The organism is Dysgonomonas sp. UBA7630 (assembly GCF_002483985.1).
Taxonomy (GTDB): Bacteria; Bacteroidota; Bacteroidia; order Bacteroidales; family Dysgonomonadaceae; genus Dysgonomonas.
This window is the reverse complement of the sequence record NZ_DLIY01000026.1, coordinates 57614-75977: the sequence shown is the minus strand read 5'-3', so window position 1 is coordinate 75977 and position 18364 is coordinate 57614. Positions and strand designations below refer to the sequence as shown.

Sequence of the window (18364 nt, the reverse complement as noted above, 5' to 3'; positions counted from 1 at the left end):
AATGAGATTAAGAAACAAGAACAAACAAAAAACTCTGACTTAAATGTTTAAGCCAGAGTTTTAAAAATAATAAATATTTTTGTTTTGTTATCCTTTTTCTTATATCGAGAAGTGTTCGGGACGACGAGCTACTACATCTTTGTAAAGGGCTTTTATTTTGGCAATATCTCCTTCTACATCACCAGTAGGCATTATTATCTGCTTGAAGTTTGCCTCCTTCTTGCCATAGTCAAGAGCTGCAATTACAATAGGCACATCGGCTTCCATAGCTATAAAATAAAAGCCTTTTTTCCACTCAGAGTTGGCTTTTCTAGTGGCTTCAGGTGTTATGGCTAGTTGAAAATTTTCTCTTTTAGAATATATTTCTGCCATCTGCTCTGTTAGTGATGACTTTCTGGAACGGTCGACAGGAATCCCTCCCAACAATTTGAATAATAGATTCATGGGAAAGAAAAACCATTCTTTTTTAATCAGGAAGGATGCTTTTCGTCCCATCGCTTTATAAACAATCAATCCCAATGGTAGATCCCAGTTACTGGTATGTGGGGCAACACATATAACACATTTGTCTGGTAAATTATTCAGACCTGTAATCTTCCAACCTATAAGGCGGAGGATAAAATTACATATACTTTTCATTAACCTAAAGATTCTATTTCTTTGGCAATAGAGTTGATCTGCTCTTTGAAATCAGCTTTAACCTTTTTGTAATAAGTTTTTACTCTGCCTTTAACTTCTTTTCCCTCGTTTACATTCACTCTCTTCAGAAATTCTTCCTGAGTTTCTACTATTCGGGTTATTACTTTATCTGCAGCTGCCTGGTCAGCATCTATTACAAATACTTTGTAAAATACACAGTCAGTATATAATAAATCTATTGATTCGTTTATACTTTTTTTAAGCTTTCTTCTACTACTCACAGTCAAAATATATTTATATGTTTATTATCTTTGTTACCTTTGCGGTTTCTAAAAGCGAGGGCAAAGTTACTAAAAAAAGAGAACGATAGCCCTTATTTGCTTTTATTTAATTCTATTTATTCATAAACGTAAGACACGAATTAGCATCATTTATGGCAAAGCGACTCAATAATCCTGATTATATTTTTGAAACAAGCTGGGAGGTATGTAACAAGGTTGGAGGCATTTACACCGTGCTGTCGACCAAAGCAAAAACAATGCAGGAAAAGTATAAAGACAGAACAATCTTCATCGGTCCTGATATTTGGAAAGAGACTACAAGCCCTTGGTTTCAAGAAGACAACAAGTTGTTTGCCGAATGGGTAAAGACAATTTCGATATACGATAGGTTGAAGGTAAGAGTCGGGAGATGGCTCGTTCCGGGTGAACCTATTGTGATACTTGTTGACTTTGAAAGCCTCTTTGCTCATAAAGATGAGATATATAGCTACATGTGGCACAAATTTGGGGTAGACTCTCTGCATGCGTACGGCGATTACGACGAAGCGTGTATGTTTGCCTATGCTACAGGTGCTATTATCGAAAGTTTCTATGGATATTATAATCTTGACAAAAAGAAAGTCATAGCACACTTCAACGAGTGGATGCTCGGGATAGGCGCACTCTATGTAAAAGATCGTTTGCCAAAAGTTGGCACACTGTTTACTACCCATGCTACATCCATCGGCCGCTCTATAGCAGGGAATGGCAAACCATTATACAACTATTTGTTTGCATACGATAGCGATCAGATGGCTCGTGAATTAAATATGCAAGCAAAGCATTCTGTGGAGAAAACGGCTGCTCAGGAAGTAGATTGTTTTACTACAGTGAGCGATATAACCGCTAAAGAATGCAAGCAATTACTTCACCGTGAACCTTTGGTAACACCAAATGGTTTTGAGAAAGACTTTATACCTGTTGGCGAAGAACACGAAGCCAAGCGTCTTGCAGCAAGAAAAAAACTAATCAATGTTACCGAAAAGTTATTAGGATATGATATACAAGAAGATGCCCTTCTGGTGGTAACAAGCGGACGTTATGAATACAGAAACAAGGGGCTTGATGTATTTATCGATGCTATGAATAGGTTGGAGCACATTAAGCAACTCGAAAAAGATGTGATTGCATTCATTATGGTTCCGGCGTGGATAGATACTCCCCGTACAGACCTGCAAGAAAGATTGAGCAAAAAGGGAACCCCTGATACATCATTGACCTTTCCTCATATTACTCACTGGCTGAAAAATATGAATAATGACTCTATCCTGAATCAAATTTCGTATTTGCGCCTACAGAACAGAAAGGAAGATAGAGTGAAAATTATCTTTGTTCCTTCATATCTGAATGGGAATGATGGGATTTTTAATATTCCTTACTATGACTTGTTGATAGGAATGGATGTATCTGTTTTCCCTTCATATTATGAGCCTTGGGGATATACGCCTCACGAAAGTATTGCTTTTTCAGTTCCTACTATTACTACATCTTTAGCCGGATTTGGCTTGTGGATGCGTAAAGAGGGAGATGAAAAAGGAATGGATGACGGAGCAGAAGTGGTAACCAGAGACGATTATAATTTTATAGAAGTATCAGAAGATATTTGTAACAGAGTGTTTGAAATGACGACCAAAAGTGCAGAGCAAGAACGTATCTTGCGTAAGGCTGCACTCGATAGGGCAGCATTGGCAGATTGGGGGCATTTTTTCAAATATTATGAAGAAGCCTATGATATAGCATTAGCTAAAGCTTCTGAAAGAAAGTAAATTAAACTTTGCAAACGTTTGCAGCTTTTATAAAAGTTATAATTAGGTAATATAACGATAAAGGTTGCTAAATATGTTATATTTGTATTTTTACAATTATACATAACAACATCAGATAATCACAAGTTTAAATATATAACATCTATGAGAATTAAAGCAAGTTATTCGAATAATCCTACATGGAGAAGTGCGCATACACAAGTGAACTTACCAAAAGAATTATTACCGCTTGAAAAAATTTCACGTAATTTATGGTGGGTATGGAACAATGAAGCTACTGATCTTTTCGCCGAATTTGATCCGGAACTTTGGAAAGATTCAGACAATAATCCGGTTCTATTGCTTCATAAATTATCTAATGAAAGAATAGAAGAGATTCTTAAAGACGCTACCTTAATGAATAAAGTAGATAACGTTATTAAGAAGTTCGATAAATATATGTCTCAAAAATTTGATACATCAAAACCGTCTGTTGCATATTTTAGTATGGAATATGGTTTTACTCATGTATTAAAGATATATTCGGGAGGCTTAGGCGTTTTGGCCGGAGACTATCTAAAAGAAGCAAGTGACAGTCATGTAGATCTTACAGGAGTGGGCTTCCTCTATCGTTACGGATATTTCTCCCAGTCTATTTCTCCTGACGGTCAGCAGGTAGCAAACTATGAGCCTCAAAACTTCGGAGACCTTCCTCTCGAGCCCGTGCTGAATGAGGATGGCAATCAGATGATTTTGGCTGTTCCGTATCCGGATAGAGATATATACGCAAATATATGGAAAGTGAATGTAGGGCGTATAAGCCTATACTTACTCGATACGGATATCGACTTGAATAGCGAGTATGACAAACCTATTACTCACCAATTATATGGTGGAGATTGGGAAAATCGTCTGAAACAAGAATATTTACTTGGCATCGGAGGTATCTTGTTGCTTAACAAATTAGGCATCAAAAAGGAAATCTATCATTGCAACGAAGGCCATGCAGCACTTATTAATGTACAGCGTTTGCTCGACCTGATCGAAGGAGAAGGTCTTACATTTAATCAAGCGTTAGAGGTTGTACGTGCTTCAGGTTTGTATACTGTGCATACTCCTGTTCCTGCAGGACACGACTATTTTGACGAAGGTCTTCTTGGTAAATATTTAGGAAACTATCCTGCACGGTTAGATATCTCTTGGCAAGACTTTGTAGACATGGGACGTGAGCATCCGGGAAGTGGTGAAAAATTCAGCATGAGTGTATTTGCGCTGAACACTTGTCTTGAGGCTAATGGAGTTAGTTATCTGCATGGTATTGTTTCTCGTCAGATGTTCCAGCCAGTTTGGCCGGCTTATTTCCCCGAAGAGTTACACGTAGGGCATGTAACAAACGGTGTTCATATGCCTACTTGGACAGCAAAAGAAATGAAGTTGTTGTATGAAAAAACATTTGACAAGAGTTTCTATGATGATCAGTCCAATCACGAAATCTGGGATAATATATATAGTGTAAAAGATGAAGAGCTATGGAATGTTCGTTCTATCTTGAAAAAACGTCTTATCAGCTATGTGCAGGAACAGATGAAAGAAGGCTGGATAAAGAGCCAGAAGGCTCCTTCAGCGATTTTCAATATTGTAGATAAAATCAACCCCGACGCATTACTCGTTGGATTTGGACGTCGTTTTGCTACTTACAAACGTGCACATTTGCTGTTTACAGACCTTGACCGTTTGGCAAAGCTGGTAAATAATGAAAAATATCCAATCCAGTTCTTATACACAGGTAAGGCTCATCCTGCAGATGGAGCAGGGCAAGGCTTGATCAAACAGATTGTAGAAATATCACGCCGTCCTGAATTCCTTGGTAAGATAATCTTCCTTGAGAACTATGACATGCGTTTAGCGAAACGTTTAATTTCGGGAGTAGATATTTGGTTGAATACACCGACTCGTCCGCTTGAGGCTTCAGGTACATCAGGCGAAAAGGCTGAAATGAACGGAGTTCTTAACTTCTCTGTACTTGACGGATGGTGGTACGAAGGTTACAAAAAAGAAGCCGGCTGGTGCCTTACTGATAAACGTACTTATTCTAATCAGGCTTATCAAGATGAATTAGATGCAGCTGAGATCTATTCTACTTTCGAGAATGAGATATTACCTCTTTACTATGCACGTAACTCTAAAGGATATTCGCCTGAGTGGATACAGTTTATAAAGAACTCGATCGCTAATATTGCGCCTGAATATACAACTAAGCGAATGATTGATGATTACATCAAGAACTTCTATAAGCCTGAAAGAGAACGCATCAAACTGGTTACAGCAAATAACTATGCTAAGGCGAAAGAATTGGCAGCATGGAAAGAAGATACTGCCACTAATTGGGACAAGCTTGTAGTAGAGAAGATTACTTTCAATGGTCAGAATATAAAAGACGGAACTCCGCTTGCATCAAACAATTTTACTGAAGGTGAAAAGATTAAAGTGGAAGTTGTTATTGACAAGAGAGATATGAAAGGCGATTTGGGCATAGACTGTGTGCTTACCGAATATGATGCGGATAAGAAAACAGACAAGTTTATCTCTTCTCAAGACTTTAAGCTTATTAAGGCAGAGGGTTCGAAATTATATTTTGAATTGGATTCAATAGCCAAGATTCCGGGACTATGCAACTTTGCTTACCGTGTATATCCGAAGCATGCGGATATGGCACATCGTCAGGATTTTGCTTTTGTTCGTTGGATCTAATATAATAATATGAAAACAAAGCCCACTCCAAATGGAGTGGGCTTTGTTTATCTATAAAGAATCTTTCAAAATCATTTACACATCATTGTTCTTTTATTGTATATTCCCACAATAAAGTTTTAAATGTAGCTACTTGCCAAAAATCAGAAAAACTTTCATAACCCGGCTGGGTAGCTATCGCATCCCCTCCAATAATAGAGACACACAGATTTCCCAGGGAATCATAGACATTGCTATTAAAATCAAACATAGAATCTTTTAACTTGGAAGAACTTCCTGTAATAAACTCTCCATATCTGATTTCATAGTAATCTTCTCCTTTGTAAGCAAGCTGTTCAATAAAGCCTCCAAGATTTTTAGCTGACCCTCCATTGCTGGCATAGCGCACATCAACCTCTTTTTTAACAGTTTCTTTCTTTTCTTTTAGCCAACCAAGAGTATTAACTGGATTATTCTCGCTTGGATTAGTATATTCAACCAAGACCATTTCACCATCGTTATCATCACTACATCCAGCTACAGGCAAAAAAAGTATTATTGTAGCAAAAAACAGGAATAAGGTTATGTTTTTCATATTAATGATATATTTAGTTTATATACTATTAGATGCAAAAACAAACAAAAAAGTTGCATTAAAGAATTGAAAGCAAACAAAAAGCCTCTCACTAATTAAAGTAAGAGGCTTTCTCTATATTTGATAACTTGTATTATCCGTTTACTTTAGCCATAGCTGCGATAAGATCAAGACATTTGTTAGAATATCCCCACTCATTGTCATACCAGCTAACTACTTTAACGAAAGTTGGGCTCAATTGGATACCAGCTTTTGCATCGAAGATTGAAGTACGAGCATCGCCAAGGAAGTCTGAAGAAACTACTTCTTCGTCTGTATATCCAAGAACACCTTTCAATTCGCCTTCTGATGCATCTTTCATAGCTTTGCAGATATCATCGTAAGATACTTCTTTAGAAAGACGAGCAGTAAGGTCAACTACAGAAACATCCAATGTAGGAACACGGAATGCCATACCTGTAAGTTTTCCGTTTAGTTCAGGAATAACTTTACCTACAGCTTTAGCAGCACCGGTAGANNACTGTTTTTTGAGTTGCAGTAGTAGCGTGTACTGTAGTCATCAAAGCTTCAACGATACCAAATTTGTCGTGCAATACTTTAGCGATAGGAGCAAGACAGTTTGTAGTACAAGAAGCATTAGAAACGAATTGAGTTCCTTTTACATATTTATCTGTGTTAACTCCACAAACGAACATAGGGGTATCGTCTTTTGAAGGAGCTGACATTACTACATATTTTGCACCAGCGTCGATGTGACCTTGAGCTTTTGACTTTTCAAGGAAAAGACCAGTAGATTCAACAACATATTCAGCACCTACTTCGTTCCATTTCAAGTCTGCAGGATTCTTTTCAGCAGTTACACGGATAGCGTTTCCGTTAACAACCAATTTACCGTCTTTAACTTCAACTGTTCCGTCAAATCTACCGTGCATAGTATCGTAACGCAACATATAAGACATATATTCTACGTCGATAAGGTCGTTGATACCTACAATCTGAATGTCATTTCTTTTTTGTGCAGCACGGAAAACAAGACGTCCAATACGTCCAAAACCGTTAATACCTACTTTAATCATTTTGTTTTAATTTTTATAGTTAAAAAATCGAGTATATCCAACTTAAAAGCTTTTGAGAAGATGTGAAATTATGTTATAAAACATGCTTTCTGAAAAGCTGTACAAAGTTAATATTTTTTTCCTTATCAAATAATTTTGTTTATTATTTTTAAGGGCTATAAAGCTGTTTGTTATGGTGACAATCACCTTTTTAGCCTTTTTGTAAAGTGGAGTTATCTTTTTTACACATTTCTTTTGACTAAAAAAAAGGCCCTCTGCCACCCTCTTTTTATTTTCGGGTTATCTTCCTTACACTTGATTTCCCATTTCTCATACCACTACCGCCTTCTCTGTATCCTACCGGCATCTTTTTCTCTTTGTATGAATTAGCAGACTTGCCTTTAGTTTGAGGAGTCTTTGTTTCTTGTGGTTTTGTTTTCTTTTTCGGCGGACTCTCAGTTTTTACAGAAGATGCTGTTTTCTTACGCAGTATTTCCAATTCTTCTTTTGTAATATTACGCCATTGACCAACTTTTATATTACCCAACTTTATATGCATTATTCGTATGCGCTCGAGCCTCACTACATTATATCCGAGATATTCGCACATACGCCGTATTTGGCGGTTCAGTCCCTGTCGCAATATAATATTAAACGAATGAGTCCCGGTTTTAACCACTTCACATTTACGAGTAACAACTCCTAGTATTGGCACTCCGCCTTGCATCTTTTTAACGAAATCCTCATTTATAAGCTTATCCACAATTACATGGTATTCTTTTTCATGATTATTGTCGACACGCAGCATCTTATTCACCATATCTCCTTCATTGGTCAGGATTATAAGACCTTGCGAATCCTTATCAAGCCTCCCTATCGGAAATATCCGTTCGTCATGTCCCACGGCATCAATAATATTATTGGGCTCATCCAAATCTGTCGTACTTACAATTCCGATCGGCTTATTGTAAGCAATAAAGACAGGCTCAGTATTACAGGTAACTGTCTCTCCATAAACTTTCACTTCTTGCCCGGCCAGCACCTGACTTCCGATAGAAGCTCTTTTTCCATTAATTGTAACACTCCCCTGTTCTATCAGTTTATCAGCCTCTCGTCGCGAACAATAACCGCTATCGCTGATATATTTATTTATACGCATTTACTTTATTTAAGATGTTTTTGTTAGAAACAATTTGAGATATTTTTTCGAAGTTATAAGACCCACGATAGAAGAATCAAAAAGATTAGTGACACATATTTTACAGATATAGATAAACTAAGATGTGCCAGATAAAAAGTAGGCAACCCCACTTTACACATTAAATATTTTCAGGTCTACTTATCTTTTTCAACATAAACCTCTATGTAAAGTTACACATTTTTAGAGATAAAAGCTAATTCTACAACCATCCATTTTCTTTATACCAACTCACAGATTCTTCAAGCCCATCCTTCAAGTTGTATTTAGCAGTAAAACCTAGATCGTTTACAAGAGGGGTTATATCACACTCCCAATTGCGTTGTTTCATTATTATATATTTATCTCTATTTAAGGTAGAAGGCTTCTTCGTTATCCTAGAAATACTTTCTGCCACTACAGAAACAGCCTTCAATATACACAAAGGAACTTTAAGACTCAACACGTGCTTCTTTTCTATAACTTGCTTTACCAACTGCGTATATTCCTTGTCTGTATATACATCTCCGTCGGCTACAAAATAAGCTTTATTCTTGAGTTCCGTCTTCAGCGCAAGAAATACGGCATCCACCAAATCTTTCACATATATAAAAGTCAGGTGTTGTGACTTAAAACCCGCACCCACATCAAGACCGGATTTGACAGTCTTTATCATCAGAAAGTAATCCTTTTCTCGAGGCCCATATACACCTGTAGGACGCAATATTATATAAGGAAAATCGTCCATCGAGCGCAGATAACATTCTGCTTTCAGCTTACTCTTCCCGTATGCCGTATTAGGATTCGGCGTATCGGTTATCTTAATAGGAGTATAATCCTCTTCATCTCCTACACCAAAAGCACTGAGACTGCTCATCAATACAAATTTATCGGGAACAGCTTCTACTTTTCGCAATGCATCGATAAGGTTGGCTGTATATCGAAAATTTATTTTATCAAAATCTTCGGCATCTAAACATTTAGTGACTCCGGCATTGTGTACGACATAATCAAACTTGCCATATTTCTCTTTAAAGTCAGATAACTGCTCTTTCAATTTATTTTTATCCCCAAAGTTCAGGTCTAAAAACTGAATACGATCATCCTTCAGATACTCACGACTGCTGCTTTTACGCACGCCTGCCCAAGTTTCATACCCTTCCTCCAAAGCCTTCTCGACAAGAAAACTCCCTATAAAGCCACTGGCTCCTGTAATCAAAATACGTTTGGTACTCATATCGAGAACAAATTTACAACAATCTGCGTATTCCTTACATTTTCAAAATCAATTAATTTATTTATTGCGTTTAGTGTAACTTTAACCTTTTAAATATTTGTAGGTTTGAAAAATATAACTAAATTTGCAACCCGATTTTGCACGATAAAACTAAAAAATAAACATATAATAAATACAATAGCAATGTCCAAGATTTGTCAAATTACAGGAAAGAAAGCTATGGTTGGCAATAATGTTTCTCACTCAAACAGAAAGACTAAGAGAAAATTTAATGTCAATCTTTTCAGAAAAAAATTCTACTGGGTAGAAGAAGATTGTTGGATCAGCCTGAATGTTTCTGCTGCCGGTCTTCGTACAATCAATAAAATTGGATTGGATGCTGCGCTTAAAAGAGCGGCTGAAGATGGTTTTTTGAACGCATAAATTAGGAGGATCAAGAAATGGCTAAGAAAGCAAAAGGAAATAGAATCCAAGTGATACTTGAGTGCACAGAGCACAAAGCAAGTGGTATGCCAGGCACATCACGTTACATCACTACAAAGAATAGAAAAAATACTACCGAAAGATTAGAATTGAAGAAATACAATCCTGTTCTTAAGAAAGTTACTGTACATAAAGAAATAAAGTAAAAACAATATAAACCATGGCAAAGAAAGCAGTAGCAGGTTACCGCGACGCTTCATCGAAAGACGGTCGTAACTATGCAAAAGTAATCAAAATGGTAAAATCTCCTAAAACAGGAGCTTACACATTTAAAGAAGAAATGGTTCCGAATGAATCAGTAAAAGACTATTTCACGAAATAATCTTGTTAAAAATATCTAAAAAACCTCCTTCATTTTCATGTGGGGAGGTTTTTTATTATCCATTTCGTAGCTTTGTATAGCAGGAAATAAGCCTGTTTTAACATTAAACAAGTATGCGATAATTACTTGATAATAAAGAGTAAACTATGGGACTATTCGATTTCTTTTCGAAGCAAAAAAAAGAAACTCTAGATAAAGGTTTGGAGAAAACCAAAGAATCTATGTTTTCTAAACTATCACGTGTTGTAGCCGGCAAATCGAAGGTAGACGATGACGTATTAGATGATTTGGAAGAAGTGCTTATCACTTCGGATGTAGGAGTAAACACTACATTAAAAATCATAGAAAGAATAGAGAAAAGAGTTGCAAAGGATAAATATATCAACACAGATGAACTAAATTCAATTCTTCGGGAGGAAATTGCTCATCTGCTAACAGAAAACAATACCACAGATACAGAAGGCTTCTCTACACCCGAAAATTACAAGCCTTATGTGATAATGGTTGTCGGAGTAAATGGTGTTGGGAAAACAACGACAATCGGGAAATTAGCAAATCAGTTTAAGAAAGCAGGCAAATCAGTTTATTTAGGAGCTGCGGATACATTCCGTGCTGCTGCTGTAGAACAATTGGTTATTTGGGGAGAAAGAGTTGGCGTACCTGTAATAAAACAGGCAATGGGCTCCGATCCTGCATCAGTTGCTTTCGACACGCTGAGCTCTGCTAAAGCAAACAATGCGGATGTGGTAATCATAGATACTGCCGGACGCTTACACAACAAGGTTGGCCTGATGAACGAACTTACCAAAATAAAAAAGGTAATGGAAAAGATTGTTCCCGAGGCTCCCCATGAAGTTCTGCTTGTGCTTGACGGCTCAACAGGACAAAATGCTTTTGAACAAGCCACTCAGTTTACAGCCGCTACCGATGTTACGGCTTTAGCTATCACAAAACTAGATGGTACGGCAAAAGGAGGTGTAGTCATCGGTATTTCCGATCAATTTAAAATTCCGGTAAAATATATTGGATTAGGAGAAGGAATCGACGACTTGCAAGTTTTTACACGCAAGGAGTTTGTCGACAGTCTTTTTGGAGCATAAAGAATGAAAAAAAACAGAATCGATGTTATAACACTGGGTTGTTCTAAAAATCTGGTGGATTCAGAGCTGTTGATGAAACAGCTTTTAGCAAATGGATATACAGTAAAGCACGACCCCGATAAACCGGAAGGAGAGATTGCTGTAATCAATACTTGCGGATTTATAGGGGATGCAAAAGAAGAATCCATAAATATGATTCTTGAATTTGCAGAAGCAAAAAAAGCAAGAAAACTTAGTAAGCTTTTTGTGATGGGATGCCTCACCGAAAGATACATGGACGAGCTGAAAGCCGAGATTCCGGAGGTAGATAATTTCTATGGTAAGTTCAACTGGAAAATGCTAATCTCTGATTTGGGAAAATCATTCAAGCAAGATATAGCCTTGGAGCGAAGCATAACTACTCCAAAACATTATGCTTATTTAAAAATATCGGAAGGATGTAACAGAACTTGTTCTTACTGCTCAATTCCTATCATGACGGGCAAGCACCAATCACGTCCGATAGAAGAGATAGAAGAAGAAGTTAGGAATCTGGTAGCTACGGGTGTAAAAGAGTTTCAGGTGATAGCGCAAGATCTGTCATTCTATGGATACGATAATTACAAGCAAGCCAAACTCCCCGAACTGATCGAACGTATTTCAAAAATAGAAGGGGTGGAATGGATACGCCTCCACTATGCATATCCGGCAAACTTCCCTTACGATCTGCTAAGGGTGATGCGAGAAAACGATAATGTGTGCAAATATCTGGATATAGCTCTACAACATATTAGCGATAATATGCTAACTAAAATGCGACGCAACATATCCAAGCAAGCCACATACGACCTGATGAAGCGCATCCGAGAAGAAGTACCGGATATACATCTGCGTACAACATTAATGGTAGGTCATCCGGGCGAAACAAAGAAAGACTTTGAAGAACTATTGCAGTTTGTAAACGATATGCGCTTCGAACGAATGGGCGCTTTCCCTTATTCGCATGAAGATGGCACATACGCATACGATAATTACAAGGACAGCATATCAGACGCTACAAAGCAAGAACGAATGGATTTGTTGATGTCGGCTCAAGAAAAAATAGCTTTCGAGACGAATGAGGAGAAAATAGGCAAAACTCTGAAAGTGGTTGTAGATAAAGAGGAGAGCGACTATTACATAGGTCGTACCGAGTACGATTCGCCGGAAGTTGATCCCGAGGTCTTGATAAAGAAAAATAAAATGCTTAATATTGGGGAATTTTATAATGTTAAGATAACTGACACCCAATCGTTTGATCTGTACGGAGAAGTTATTTAACCTTAATAGGAATATCTATGACGAACCAGGAATTAATAGCCGCACTGGCAAAACGTTTGAGCTGGACACAGCGTCAGACATCAGAAGTGTTGGAAGCCACAGTTTCTATCATCAATTCAAACCTAGAAGAAAACAACTCTGTTAATATTCAGGGATTTGGATTGTTTGAAACAAAGAAGAAGGCTGAGCGTATTTCTGTCAATCCTGTTTCGAAACAGCGTTTTCTAGTTCCTCCTAAAATCACTTTATCTTTCCGCCCCGGACAAACCATAAAAGAGAACCTCAAAAAACTTGAAATAAATGAATGACCGTCTTAGTCTACAGGATTTGATTGATCTTCTGGCTAAGAAACAGGAGATTACAAAAAAAGAAGCCGAAGTATTTCTGCGTGAGTTAATAGCTGTTATATCAGAAACGATAGAAAGCAACGAGTCTGTAAAGATAAAAGACTTTGGGACTTTTAAACTGGTAAAAGTAAATGCACGTAAAAGTGTAGATGTAAATACCGGTGAAGCTATCGAAATAGCGGCTCATTATAAACTGAGCTTCACTCCTGACAAGTTACTAAAGGAAGCTATAAACCGTCCTTTCGCCCACTTCGAGAGTGTCGTTTTAGAAGAAGGTGTTTCTTTTGATAATATAGAAAAAGACGAAACAGTAAATATAGAAGAGGCTGATGAGGAAGAAGATGTTTCTGTAGATGAAGATACAAATGAAGTCTCTCCTACCCGAACAGCAGATCCACAAGAAGTAGAGAATGAAGACTTTACGCCTGAATTAGGAAGTGGAGACACCACTATAATAGAGACAGAAAACACTGCCCCTCATACAGAGGAAGCACCATTAGAGGAAGAAGAGGTAGAGGATACAAAGATCCCTAAAGAAGAAGAGACCCAATCTGATAATGATACTATAACTCCGAGTGAAACTGAAAATATATCTGAACCACTAACCGATGAGGTCTCTGAAGAAAGAATACTAGAGTATAAGCAGAGGATTGAAGAGGCTAAATTAGCTGCTAAAGAAAAAGACCTAGAATACGAAAAGCTAGTGCAAGAGACAAGACAGGCTGCTAAGAGAAGAAAGAAATTCGTTTCCTTAGGATTCTTTATATTCCTTATTATTGCAGCATTCCTGATCGGGGGATTGTATTTCCAAGAAATTGCCAGATTCCTGACCGAAGGTCCTATTCAGAATAATAGCACAGCCATAGTTGCTGACAACCAAAATATTGATGACAAAAAAACTGATACTCTTGCCGTATCCTCCGACTCTATAGCTAAAGCGAAAGAACAAGATTCAATTGCCATTGTAACTGAGAAAACCTTGCCGAGCGAAAACTCGATAAAGCCTCAAACTCAAAAGACTGAGCAACCAACAGCCACAAAAGGAAATACACCTCTGGCAATCATAACGATAGAACCAGGTAATACCTTACGTAATATTTCACTAAAGTATTATGGACACAAATCGTTCTGTGTATATATCTATGAGGAGAACAAAGATAAAATAAAGAATATCAACAGCATACCATTAGGAACTAAACTAACCATCCCTTCTCCATCAAAGTATGGAATAAATCTTCAGGATCAAGCATCTCTAAACAAGGCAAAAGCGAAAGAAAGAGAGCTCTTCAAGACGATGGGACTATAAATATTCAACTTTAAGAAAGTGAGTTGCCCGCTTCTCTTTGGGAGGAATGATAATGTAATCGCCATATTGCTTTTTCAGATATGTTTCAGGTTCTTTCGGTGCTGAAAATTCTTTCCCTTCGAAGATAACTTTTCCTACCGGAAACATATACCCTGCATTGTGATTCGTAGAGTTTCCTATTCCATAGCTATGTAGTATGTTATCAGGTTTTGTAATGGAACAAATCCCTCTGGCTGTATATTTCAACAGCACTCCTATAGGGTATAACAACAAAGATGTTGCGTATTCATAAAAGTATGTCAGTGAGAAGAATGGCCTCCCTCTCTTCAGACGCCTAAATGCTCTTCCGTAAAAGAAGTCAACAATATTCTTCATCCACCGATAGCTTCTTTCTTCAGGAAAGATATCGATGAATATACCTTTCTCCTTATAGCTCGCCATATCCTCCTCTTCGGAATAAACAATAGAATGTCTGTCTCTCACCTTAGAGAACAACAACCTATAACTTTTTTCTTTAGGCGTTTGCAGGTACAGACTGTCCGGCAACTCATTAGGTAGTATTTTCAATAACTTCTGATAGTCGGGAAAAAGCAATTCGATATCAATATCATCATCCCAGGGAATAAATCCTCCATGCCGGATAGCGCCAAGCAAAGTACCGCCGCTTATCCAATATGGGATATTATGCTTGTCACAGATATTGGCTACAATAGATAATATATCCAACATCTTCAGCTGTAGCGTCCTTAATTCAGAACCATCAGGATTATATATTTCTCTAAGTTCTTCTGTATCTGTCATTATTTTTTTCTTAAGAAAAAGATCAATTTTATTAGTCGGCTCAATATAGCGGGATTATATTTAGCAAAAGGAGGGAATAATACTTTCCCATACTTCTTTTGCGAAATGCACAACACTGCCCAGCGAGACCAAAGAAAAGCAATCAGTGCCGACTGTAAATAAATATGCTTTATTTCATTTTGTCGAATCAGCTTCGTAAACCAATTGGCTATATCGTCAAATCGGTCAACAGGGACATCCAACTTATTCCCCAATGCATACAACTGGAAAGTTACTTTATGGCAGTATAGCTCCAATTCTGTAGGGATTAAGTCGAGTCGGCTCAACTCTCTTTTTATAAGCTCATCTTTCAGTTCGCTCTGCACTTTACTATTCAACACCGATACATTGCTGTCGTGCCATCTGTACTGGAGTAGTTCATCATCAATATTTGCAACCCTGCCGAGCTTGGCTATCCTGCACCACAAGTCATAGTCTTCCAAATGCTTATACGCCTCATCGTACTTATTCTGTTTCAGCACTTCGGTGCGAATCATCATACTCGGATGAATAAAAGAAGGGGAAAACATCAGGTTGATTTGAAGATAATCATCACTCGTCAGATTATGAATATTTCCTGTCTGCTTCCCACTATTATCAATCACCGTAGCGGCAGTGCCACACATCAGTACTTGGGGATGTGAGTCGAGATACTCAACTTGGCGCTTCAACCTATCGGGGTGACAAATATCATCTGCATCCATGCGAGCTATATATTGTCCTCCGCAATAATCAAGACCCTTATTTAGCGTTTTTATCAATTTCAGATTGACAGGATTCTTTATATAAAAAATTCGTTCGTCATCATAGTCCATAATAATAGACTCACTGCGATCGGTAGACCCGTCATTTATAAGTATCAGCTCCCAATCTTCGAAGCTCTGCGATACAATACTGTCTAATGCCTGAGACAAATATTGCTCGGCATTATAAACTGGCATTAATATCGATACTTTTGGCATAATCGGCTATTTTAATAAAAACTGTCACTTTTTGTAAAACACTCATTATAAACAGCATAATCTTACAATTATGTTAAAAGGTGACAAAAGTGACACTTTATTGTATGTTATTATACTGTTACCTTTTTCCCTCCTGAAAGACTCAACTGTATATAATAAGATAATCTTGGCACTAAAATATATTATCAGATCTTGATCCACCCTTGAGGATAAAAACAATCTAACAATTTATTTTTTTGCTCATCCACAAACCATCGCTCGGGAGCAATTACCCTTTTCTCTTCATTGTTGTTAAGCCACGCACTCCACCAACTAAAGCTACTATTGGCTATAATATTATGTTTGCACAAGCTCATCAACTGCATGTCTATATAACTGTCTTTTCCTTTATTCCAATCTATAAAAGTAACAGGAAATTCTTTAAAGTTAAGATTATCCTTTATCCAATCAAAATCCTCTGAGAAAACATAGAATTTAGGATTCTTTACATGCGCAGATATATAATTGATGGCCTTTTCGTAATAGTCTTTTTCAAGGATAGCAAAATTCGATTGTGAATTCTTATTCAGATAATCCCCTCTGCGTATATGAACGGCAATAGACTGATTTCCTGAAACCTGCCCTGCAATATCTTTATTTTTCCCGGTTAATGGATATTTGAAGGAAAAATCCTTCCGTAAAAGCTCAGGTATATTATTGAAGTATGATTCATTTTGAAAATAGCCGGACATTATCACGTCACCTGTCAAAGCTTCAAAAGTCGGTTGGTATAAGATTGCATACGTATCGGTAAACACTCCAAATCTCTGAAAAAAAGATCTGTGCTTTTGAATAAAGGGTCTGGCTTTAATTACAGCTTTTGCTTTCAGTGACGATGTTTCTACTACATCTTCTATCTTGAATAGACCCAGTTCGTAGGGACGTACCGTAGCTTGCGTTTTTTTAGAAAATGTATATAGATCAACAGACAGTGTCGTATTTAAACGAATAGCCAACGACTTGGCAGCCGCATACTGAAACATCTGATTCCCTAATCCACCTGATAATAATACTGTAACCATTCAGTTTCCATTCGTTTTACAAGTATCTGCAAAGGTATTAAAATGCTCCGACAATATGCCTGCATTCTTATTATTGTTAAATCATTTCGGGCTCTTTTCCGATAATTCTTTTTGCTTTACATATTCGCTCAGTAATATAGGGTGAGGCTGAAACTTGCTTTTCAGCTTAGACAAGCCCATATAACTCAAAGCACGTAATACTGTCCATATTTCGGACGAGGTAGAGCGAGGAGGAATTATTTTAGCAGCCATCTCTCTATCCCAAGGACGGGTAAAAAACGATAAATAATAATCATCTTGCGGATTAACAATAATATCAATCTCACCTTCCCATTCATAGCGATTTATCATAATATCACCATCGGTAAGCCATAGGAGTTTATACGGGAGCGATTGATAAGGCAAGTAATTCAGAAAAAGCTCGCCATAATTATTAAGATAGTTTCCTTCCATTTTACTTTTCTCATACATCACCAGCTTACCGTCGATATCGAGTATAATCCATTTATGAGATTTTTTAGGAAACAAAAACTCCCCTAAAAGACTGGGTGTTTCAATATATCCACGGGATGCTACCCGGGATTGCTCTTTGACAAACAGTTCGGGATTTTCGGCATGTTCCAGTACCTGATTGCAAATAACATAATCGAACTCCTTATCTTTGAATGGCAGATTTTCGCCATCAGCATTTACAAAAGATTGATGAGGAAAAATCTTCACATCTCCGCACCGATGATAATTTGTATCTACAAACTTTTCGGCAATAACATTGGAGCGAAACGAGGGATTATGCCCCGGTCCCACCTCCAGCACTTTATCAGACTTCTTAATATTTAAGTCGTTTCTGTCATAAGGAGTTCTTACTTTCATCTTTCAACGCTATTATTTGATTCCTTCCTGAAAACTAATTTTCCGGGTTATTATAAACTTAAGGTAAATAAAATATCAGTTGTAATGCTAAAGGAACCTTATATAAAGCTATAAGAACTATCATCAAATACATGAATAACAGTCGATCCTTATTTACGTTTTTCAACACTTATCTCCAACCCGTTGTGATTTTGACAAAGGTAAATAAAAGCATTCAACAACAAAGACATGAAATAAAATTTATCAGTCGATTTCTATTAATAAATTAATTCCGCC

The 18364-nt window shown here is 37.3% G+C and carries 18 protein-coding genes and 1 pseudogene; 9 read left to right on the top strand and 10 right to left on the bottom strand.

All coding sequences use genetic code 11. From position 1 onward, the window contains the following. Nucleotides 1-99: 99 nt before the first annotated feature. Both B3P17_RS11625 and B3P17_RS11620 read right to left on the bottom strand, forming a co-directional pair. On the bottom strand, nt 100-639 hold the full coding sequence (locus tag B3P17_RS11625; RefSeq protein WP_006842186.1) for a 1-acyl-sn-glycerol-3-phosphate acyltransferase: 540 nt from the start codon (nt 637-639) through the stop codon (nt 100-102). Then, the gene (locus B3P17_RS11620; protein ID WP_252638233.1) at nt 639-920 is read right to left on the bottom strand and encodes a hypothetical protein; all 282 of its coding nucleotides are present in this window, start codon (nt 918-920) and stop codon (nt 639-641) included. The genes B3P17_RS11625 and B3P17_RS11620 overlap by 1 nt, the downstream gene beginning before the upstream one ends. A 152-nt stretch (nt 921-1072) precedes the next feature. Here B3P17_RS11620 and B3P17_RS11615 point away from each other — a divergent pair, with 152 nt between their 5' ends. Beyond that, nucleotides 1073-2725, top strand: a complete 1653-nt coding sequence (locus tag B3P17_RS11615; protein WP_291105565.1) for a glycogen/starch synthase — start codon at nt 1073-1075, stop codon at nt 2723-2725. 144 nt (nt 2726-2869) lie between these two features. Continuing rightward, nucleotides 2870-5455 carry an alpha-glucan family phosphorylase gene (gene glgP / locus B3P17_RS11610; RefSeq protein ID WP_252638235.1) on the top strand — a complete coding sequence of 862 codons (2586 nt, stop codon included), beginning with the start codon at nt 2870-2872 and terminating at the stop codon, nt 5453-5455. A gap of 82 nt (nt 5456-5537) precedes the next feature. Here glgP and B3P17_RS11605 read toward each other — a convergent pair whose 3' ends face one another. From B3P17_RS11605 to B3P17_RS11590, 4 genes and pseudogenes are all read right to left on the bottom strand, one after another. Beyond that, nucleotides 5538-6029, bottom strand: coding sequence for a hypothetical protein (locus B3P17_RS11605; RefSeq protein WP_252638236.1), 492 nt, complete (start codon nt 6027-6029; stop codon nt 5538-5540). A 133-nt stretch (nt 6030-6162) separates the two neighbouring features. Next, nucleotides 6163-7105: pseudogene (locus B3P17_RS11600) on the bottom strand (type I glyceraldehyde-3-phosphate dehydrogenase). Between the two features lie 268 nt (nt 7106-7373). Then, the gene (rluF, locus tag B3P17_RS11595; RefSeq protein WP_291105562.1) at nt 7374-8243 is read right to left on the bottom strand and encodes a 23S rRNA pseudouridine(2604) synthase RluF; all 870 of its coding nucleotides are present in this window, start codon (nt 8241-8243) and stop codon (nt 7374-7376) included. A gap of 241 nt (nt 8244-8484) precedes the next feature. Beyond that, nucleotides 8485-9498, bottom strand: a complete 1014-nt coding sequence (locus B3P17_RS11590; RefSeq protein WP_252638238.1) for an NAD-dependent epimerase/dehydratase family protein — start codon at nt 9496-9498, stop codon at nt 8485-8487. 183 nt (nt 9499-9681) lie between these two features. Here B3P17_RS11590 and rpmB point away from each other — a divergent pair, with 183 nt between their 5' ends. The 7 genes from rpmB (at nt 9682) to B3P17_RS11555 (ending at nt 14355) form a co-directional block, all read left to right on the top strand. Continuing rightward, entirely contained in the window at nt 9682-9921 is a 240-nt protein-coding gene (rpmB, locus tag B3P17_RS11585; protein ID WP_006842175.1) for a 50S ribosomal protein L28, read from the top strand. A gap of 17 nt (nt 9922-9938) precedes the next feature. Beyond that, nucleotides 9939-10127, top strand: coding sequence for a 50S ribosomal protein L33 (gene rpmG, locus B3P17_RS11580; RefSeq protein ID WP_006842174.1), 189 nt, complete (start codon nt 9939-9941; stop codon nt 10125-10127). 14 nt (nt 10128-10141) lie between these two features. After that, on the top strand, nt 10142-10303 hold the full coding sequence (locus B3P17_RS11575) for a DUF4295 domain-containing protein (protein WP_006842173.1): 162 nt from the start codon (nt 10142-10144) through the stop codon (nt 10301-10303). 146 nt (nt 10304-10449) lie between these two features. Beyond that, entirely contained in the window at nt 10450-11403 is a 954-nt protein-coding gene (gene ftsY / locus B3P17_RS11570) for a signal recognition particle-docking protein FtsY (protein ID WP_252638239.1), read from the top strand. 3 nt (nt 11404-11406) lie between these two features. Continuing rightward, nucleotides 11407-12702, top strand: coding sequence for a 30S ribosomal protein S12 methylthiotransferase RimO (gene rimO, locus B3P17_RS11565; protein WP_252638240.1), 1296 nt, complete (start codon nt 11407-11409; stop codon nt 12700-12702). A 17-nt stretch (nt 12703-12719) separates the two neighbouring features. Further along, nucleotides 12720-13010, top strand: coding sequence for an HU family DNA-binding protein (locus tag B3P17_RS11560; protein WP_006842170.1), 291 nt, complete (start codon nt 12720-12722; stop codon nt 13008-13010). Beyond that, a complete protein-coding gene (locus B3P17_RS11555) occupies nt 13003-14355 on the top strand; it encodes an HU family DNA-binding protein (RefSeq protein WP_252638241.1) in 1353 nt (450 codons plus the stop codon). Before B3P17_RS11560 ends, B3P17_RS11555 begins: the two co-directional genes overlap by 8 nt. Here B3P17_RS11555 and B3P17_RS11550 read toward each other — a convergent pair. The 4 genes from B3P17_RS11550 to B3P17_RS11535 all read right to left on the bottom strand — a co-directional run bounded on the left by B3P17_RS11550 (nt 14350) and on the right by B3P17_RS11535 (nt 18088). Beyond that, on the bottom strand, nt 14350-15156 hold the full coding sequence (locus B3P17_RS11550; protein WP_252638242.1) for a LicD family protein: 807 nt from the start codon (nt 15154-15156) through the stop codon (nt 14350-14352). The two genes, B3P17_RS11555 and B3P17_RS11550, sit on opposite strands and share 6 nt — an antisense overlap. Continuing rightward, nucleotides 15156-16157 (bottom strand): glycosyltransferase family 2 protein, encoded by a 1002-nt coding sequence (locus B3P17_RS11545; protein WP_252638243.1) that lies wholly within the window; start codon nt 16155-16157, stop codon nt 15156-15158. The genes B3P17_RS11550 and B3P17_RS11545 overlap by 1 nt, the downstream gene beginning before the upstream one ends. A gap of 185 nt (nt 16158-16342) precedes the next feature. After that, nucleotides 16343-17218, bottom strand: a complete 876-nt coding sequence (locus B3P17_RS11540; RefSeq protein ID WP_252638244.1) for an alpha-1,2-fucosyltransferase — start codon at nt 17216-17218, stop codon at nt 16343-16345. 81 nt (nt 17219-17299) lie between these two features. Then, a complete protein-coding gene (locus B3P17_RS11535) occupies nt 17300-18088 on the bottom strand; it encodes a class I SAM-dependent methyltransferase (RefSeq protein ID WP_252638245.1) in 789 nt (262 codons plus the stop codon). Nucleotides 18089-18364 lie beyond the last annotated feature (276 nt).

What these genes read in the sequence shown, in the direction of transcription:
- B3P17_RS11625 (WP_006842186.1), bottom strand. Translation starts at nt 639, where the DNA reads ATGAAAAGTATATGTAATTTTATCCTCCGCCTTATAGGTTGGAAGATT.
- B3P17_RS11615 (WP_291105565.1), top strand. Translation starts at nt 1,073, where the DNA reads ATGGCAAAGCGACTCAATAATCCTGATTATATTTTTGAAACAAGCTGG.
- glgP (WP_252638235.1), top strand. Translation starts at nt 2,870, where the DNA reads ATGAGAATTAAAGCAAGTTATTCGAATAATCCTACATGGAGAAGTGCG.
- B3P17_RS11605 (WP_252638236.1), bottom strand. Translation starts at nt 6,029, where the DNA reads ATGAAAAACATAACCTTATTCCTGTTTTTTGCTACAATAATACTTTTT.
- rluF (WP_291105562.1), bottom strand. Translation starts at nt 8,243, where the DNA reads ATGCGTATAAATAAATATATCAGCGATAGCGGTTATTGTTCGCGACGA.
- B3P17_RS11590 (WP_252638238.1), bottom strand. Translation starts at nt 9,498, where the DNA reads ATGAGTACCAAACGTATTTTGATTACAGGAGCCAGTGGCTTTATAGGG.
- rpmB (WP_006842175.1), top strand. Translation starts at nt 9,682, where the DNA reads ATGTCCAAGATTTGTCAAATTACAGGAAAGAAAGCTATGGTTGGCAAT.
- rpmG (WP_006842174.1), top strand. Translation starts at nt 9,939, where the DNA reads ATGGCTAAGAAAGCAAAAGGAAATAGAATCCAAGTGATACTTGAGTGC.
- B3P17_RS11575 (WP_006842173.1), top strand. Translation starts at nt 10,142, where the DNA reads ATGGCAAAGAAAGCAGTAGCAGGTTACCGCGACGCTTCATCGAAAGAC.
- ftsY (WP_252638239.1), top strand. Translation starts at nt 10,450, where the DNA reads ATGGGACTATTCGATTTCTTTTCGAAGCAAAAAAAAGAAACTCTAGAT.
- rimO (WP_252638240.1), top strand. Translation starts at nt 11,407, where the DNA reads ATGAAAAAAAACAGAATCGATGTTATAACACTGGGTTGTTCTAAAAAT.
- B3P17_RS11560 (WP_006842170.1), top strand. Translation starts at nt 12,720, where the DNA reads ATGACGAACCAGGAATTAATAGCCGCACTGGCAAAACGTTTGAGCTGG.
- B3P17_RS11555 (WP_252638241.1), top strand. Translation starts at nt 13,003, where the DNA reads ATGAATGACCGTCTTAGTCTACAGGATTTGATTGATCTTCTGGCTAAG.
- B3P17_RS11550 (WP_252638242.1), bottom strand. Translation starts at nt 15,156, where the DNA reads ATGACAGATACAGAAGAACTTAGAGAAATATATAATCCTGATGGTTCT.
- B3P17_RS11545 (WP_252638243.1), bottom strand. Translation starts at nt 16,157, where the DNA reads ATGCCAAAAGTATCGATATTAATGCCAGTTTATAATGCCGAGCAATAT.
- B3P17_RS11540 (WP_252638244.1), bottom strand. Translation starts at nt 17,218, where the DNA reads ATGGTTACAGTATTATTATCAGGTGGATTAGGGAATCAGATGTTTCAG.
- B3P17_RS11535 (WP_252638245.1), bottom strand. Translation starts at nt 18,088, where the DNA reads ATGAAAGTAAGAACTCCTTATGACAGAAACGACTTAAATATTAAGAAG.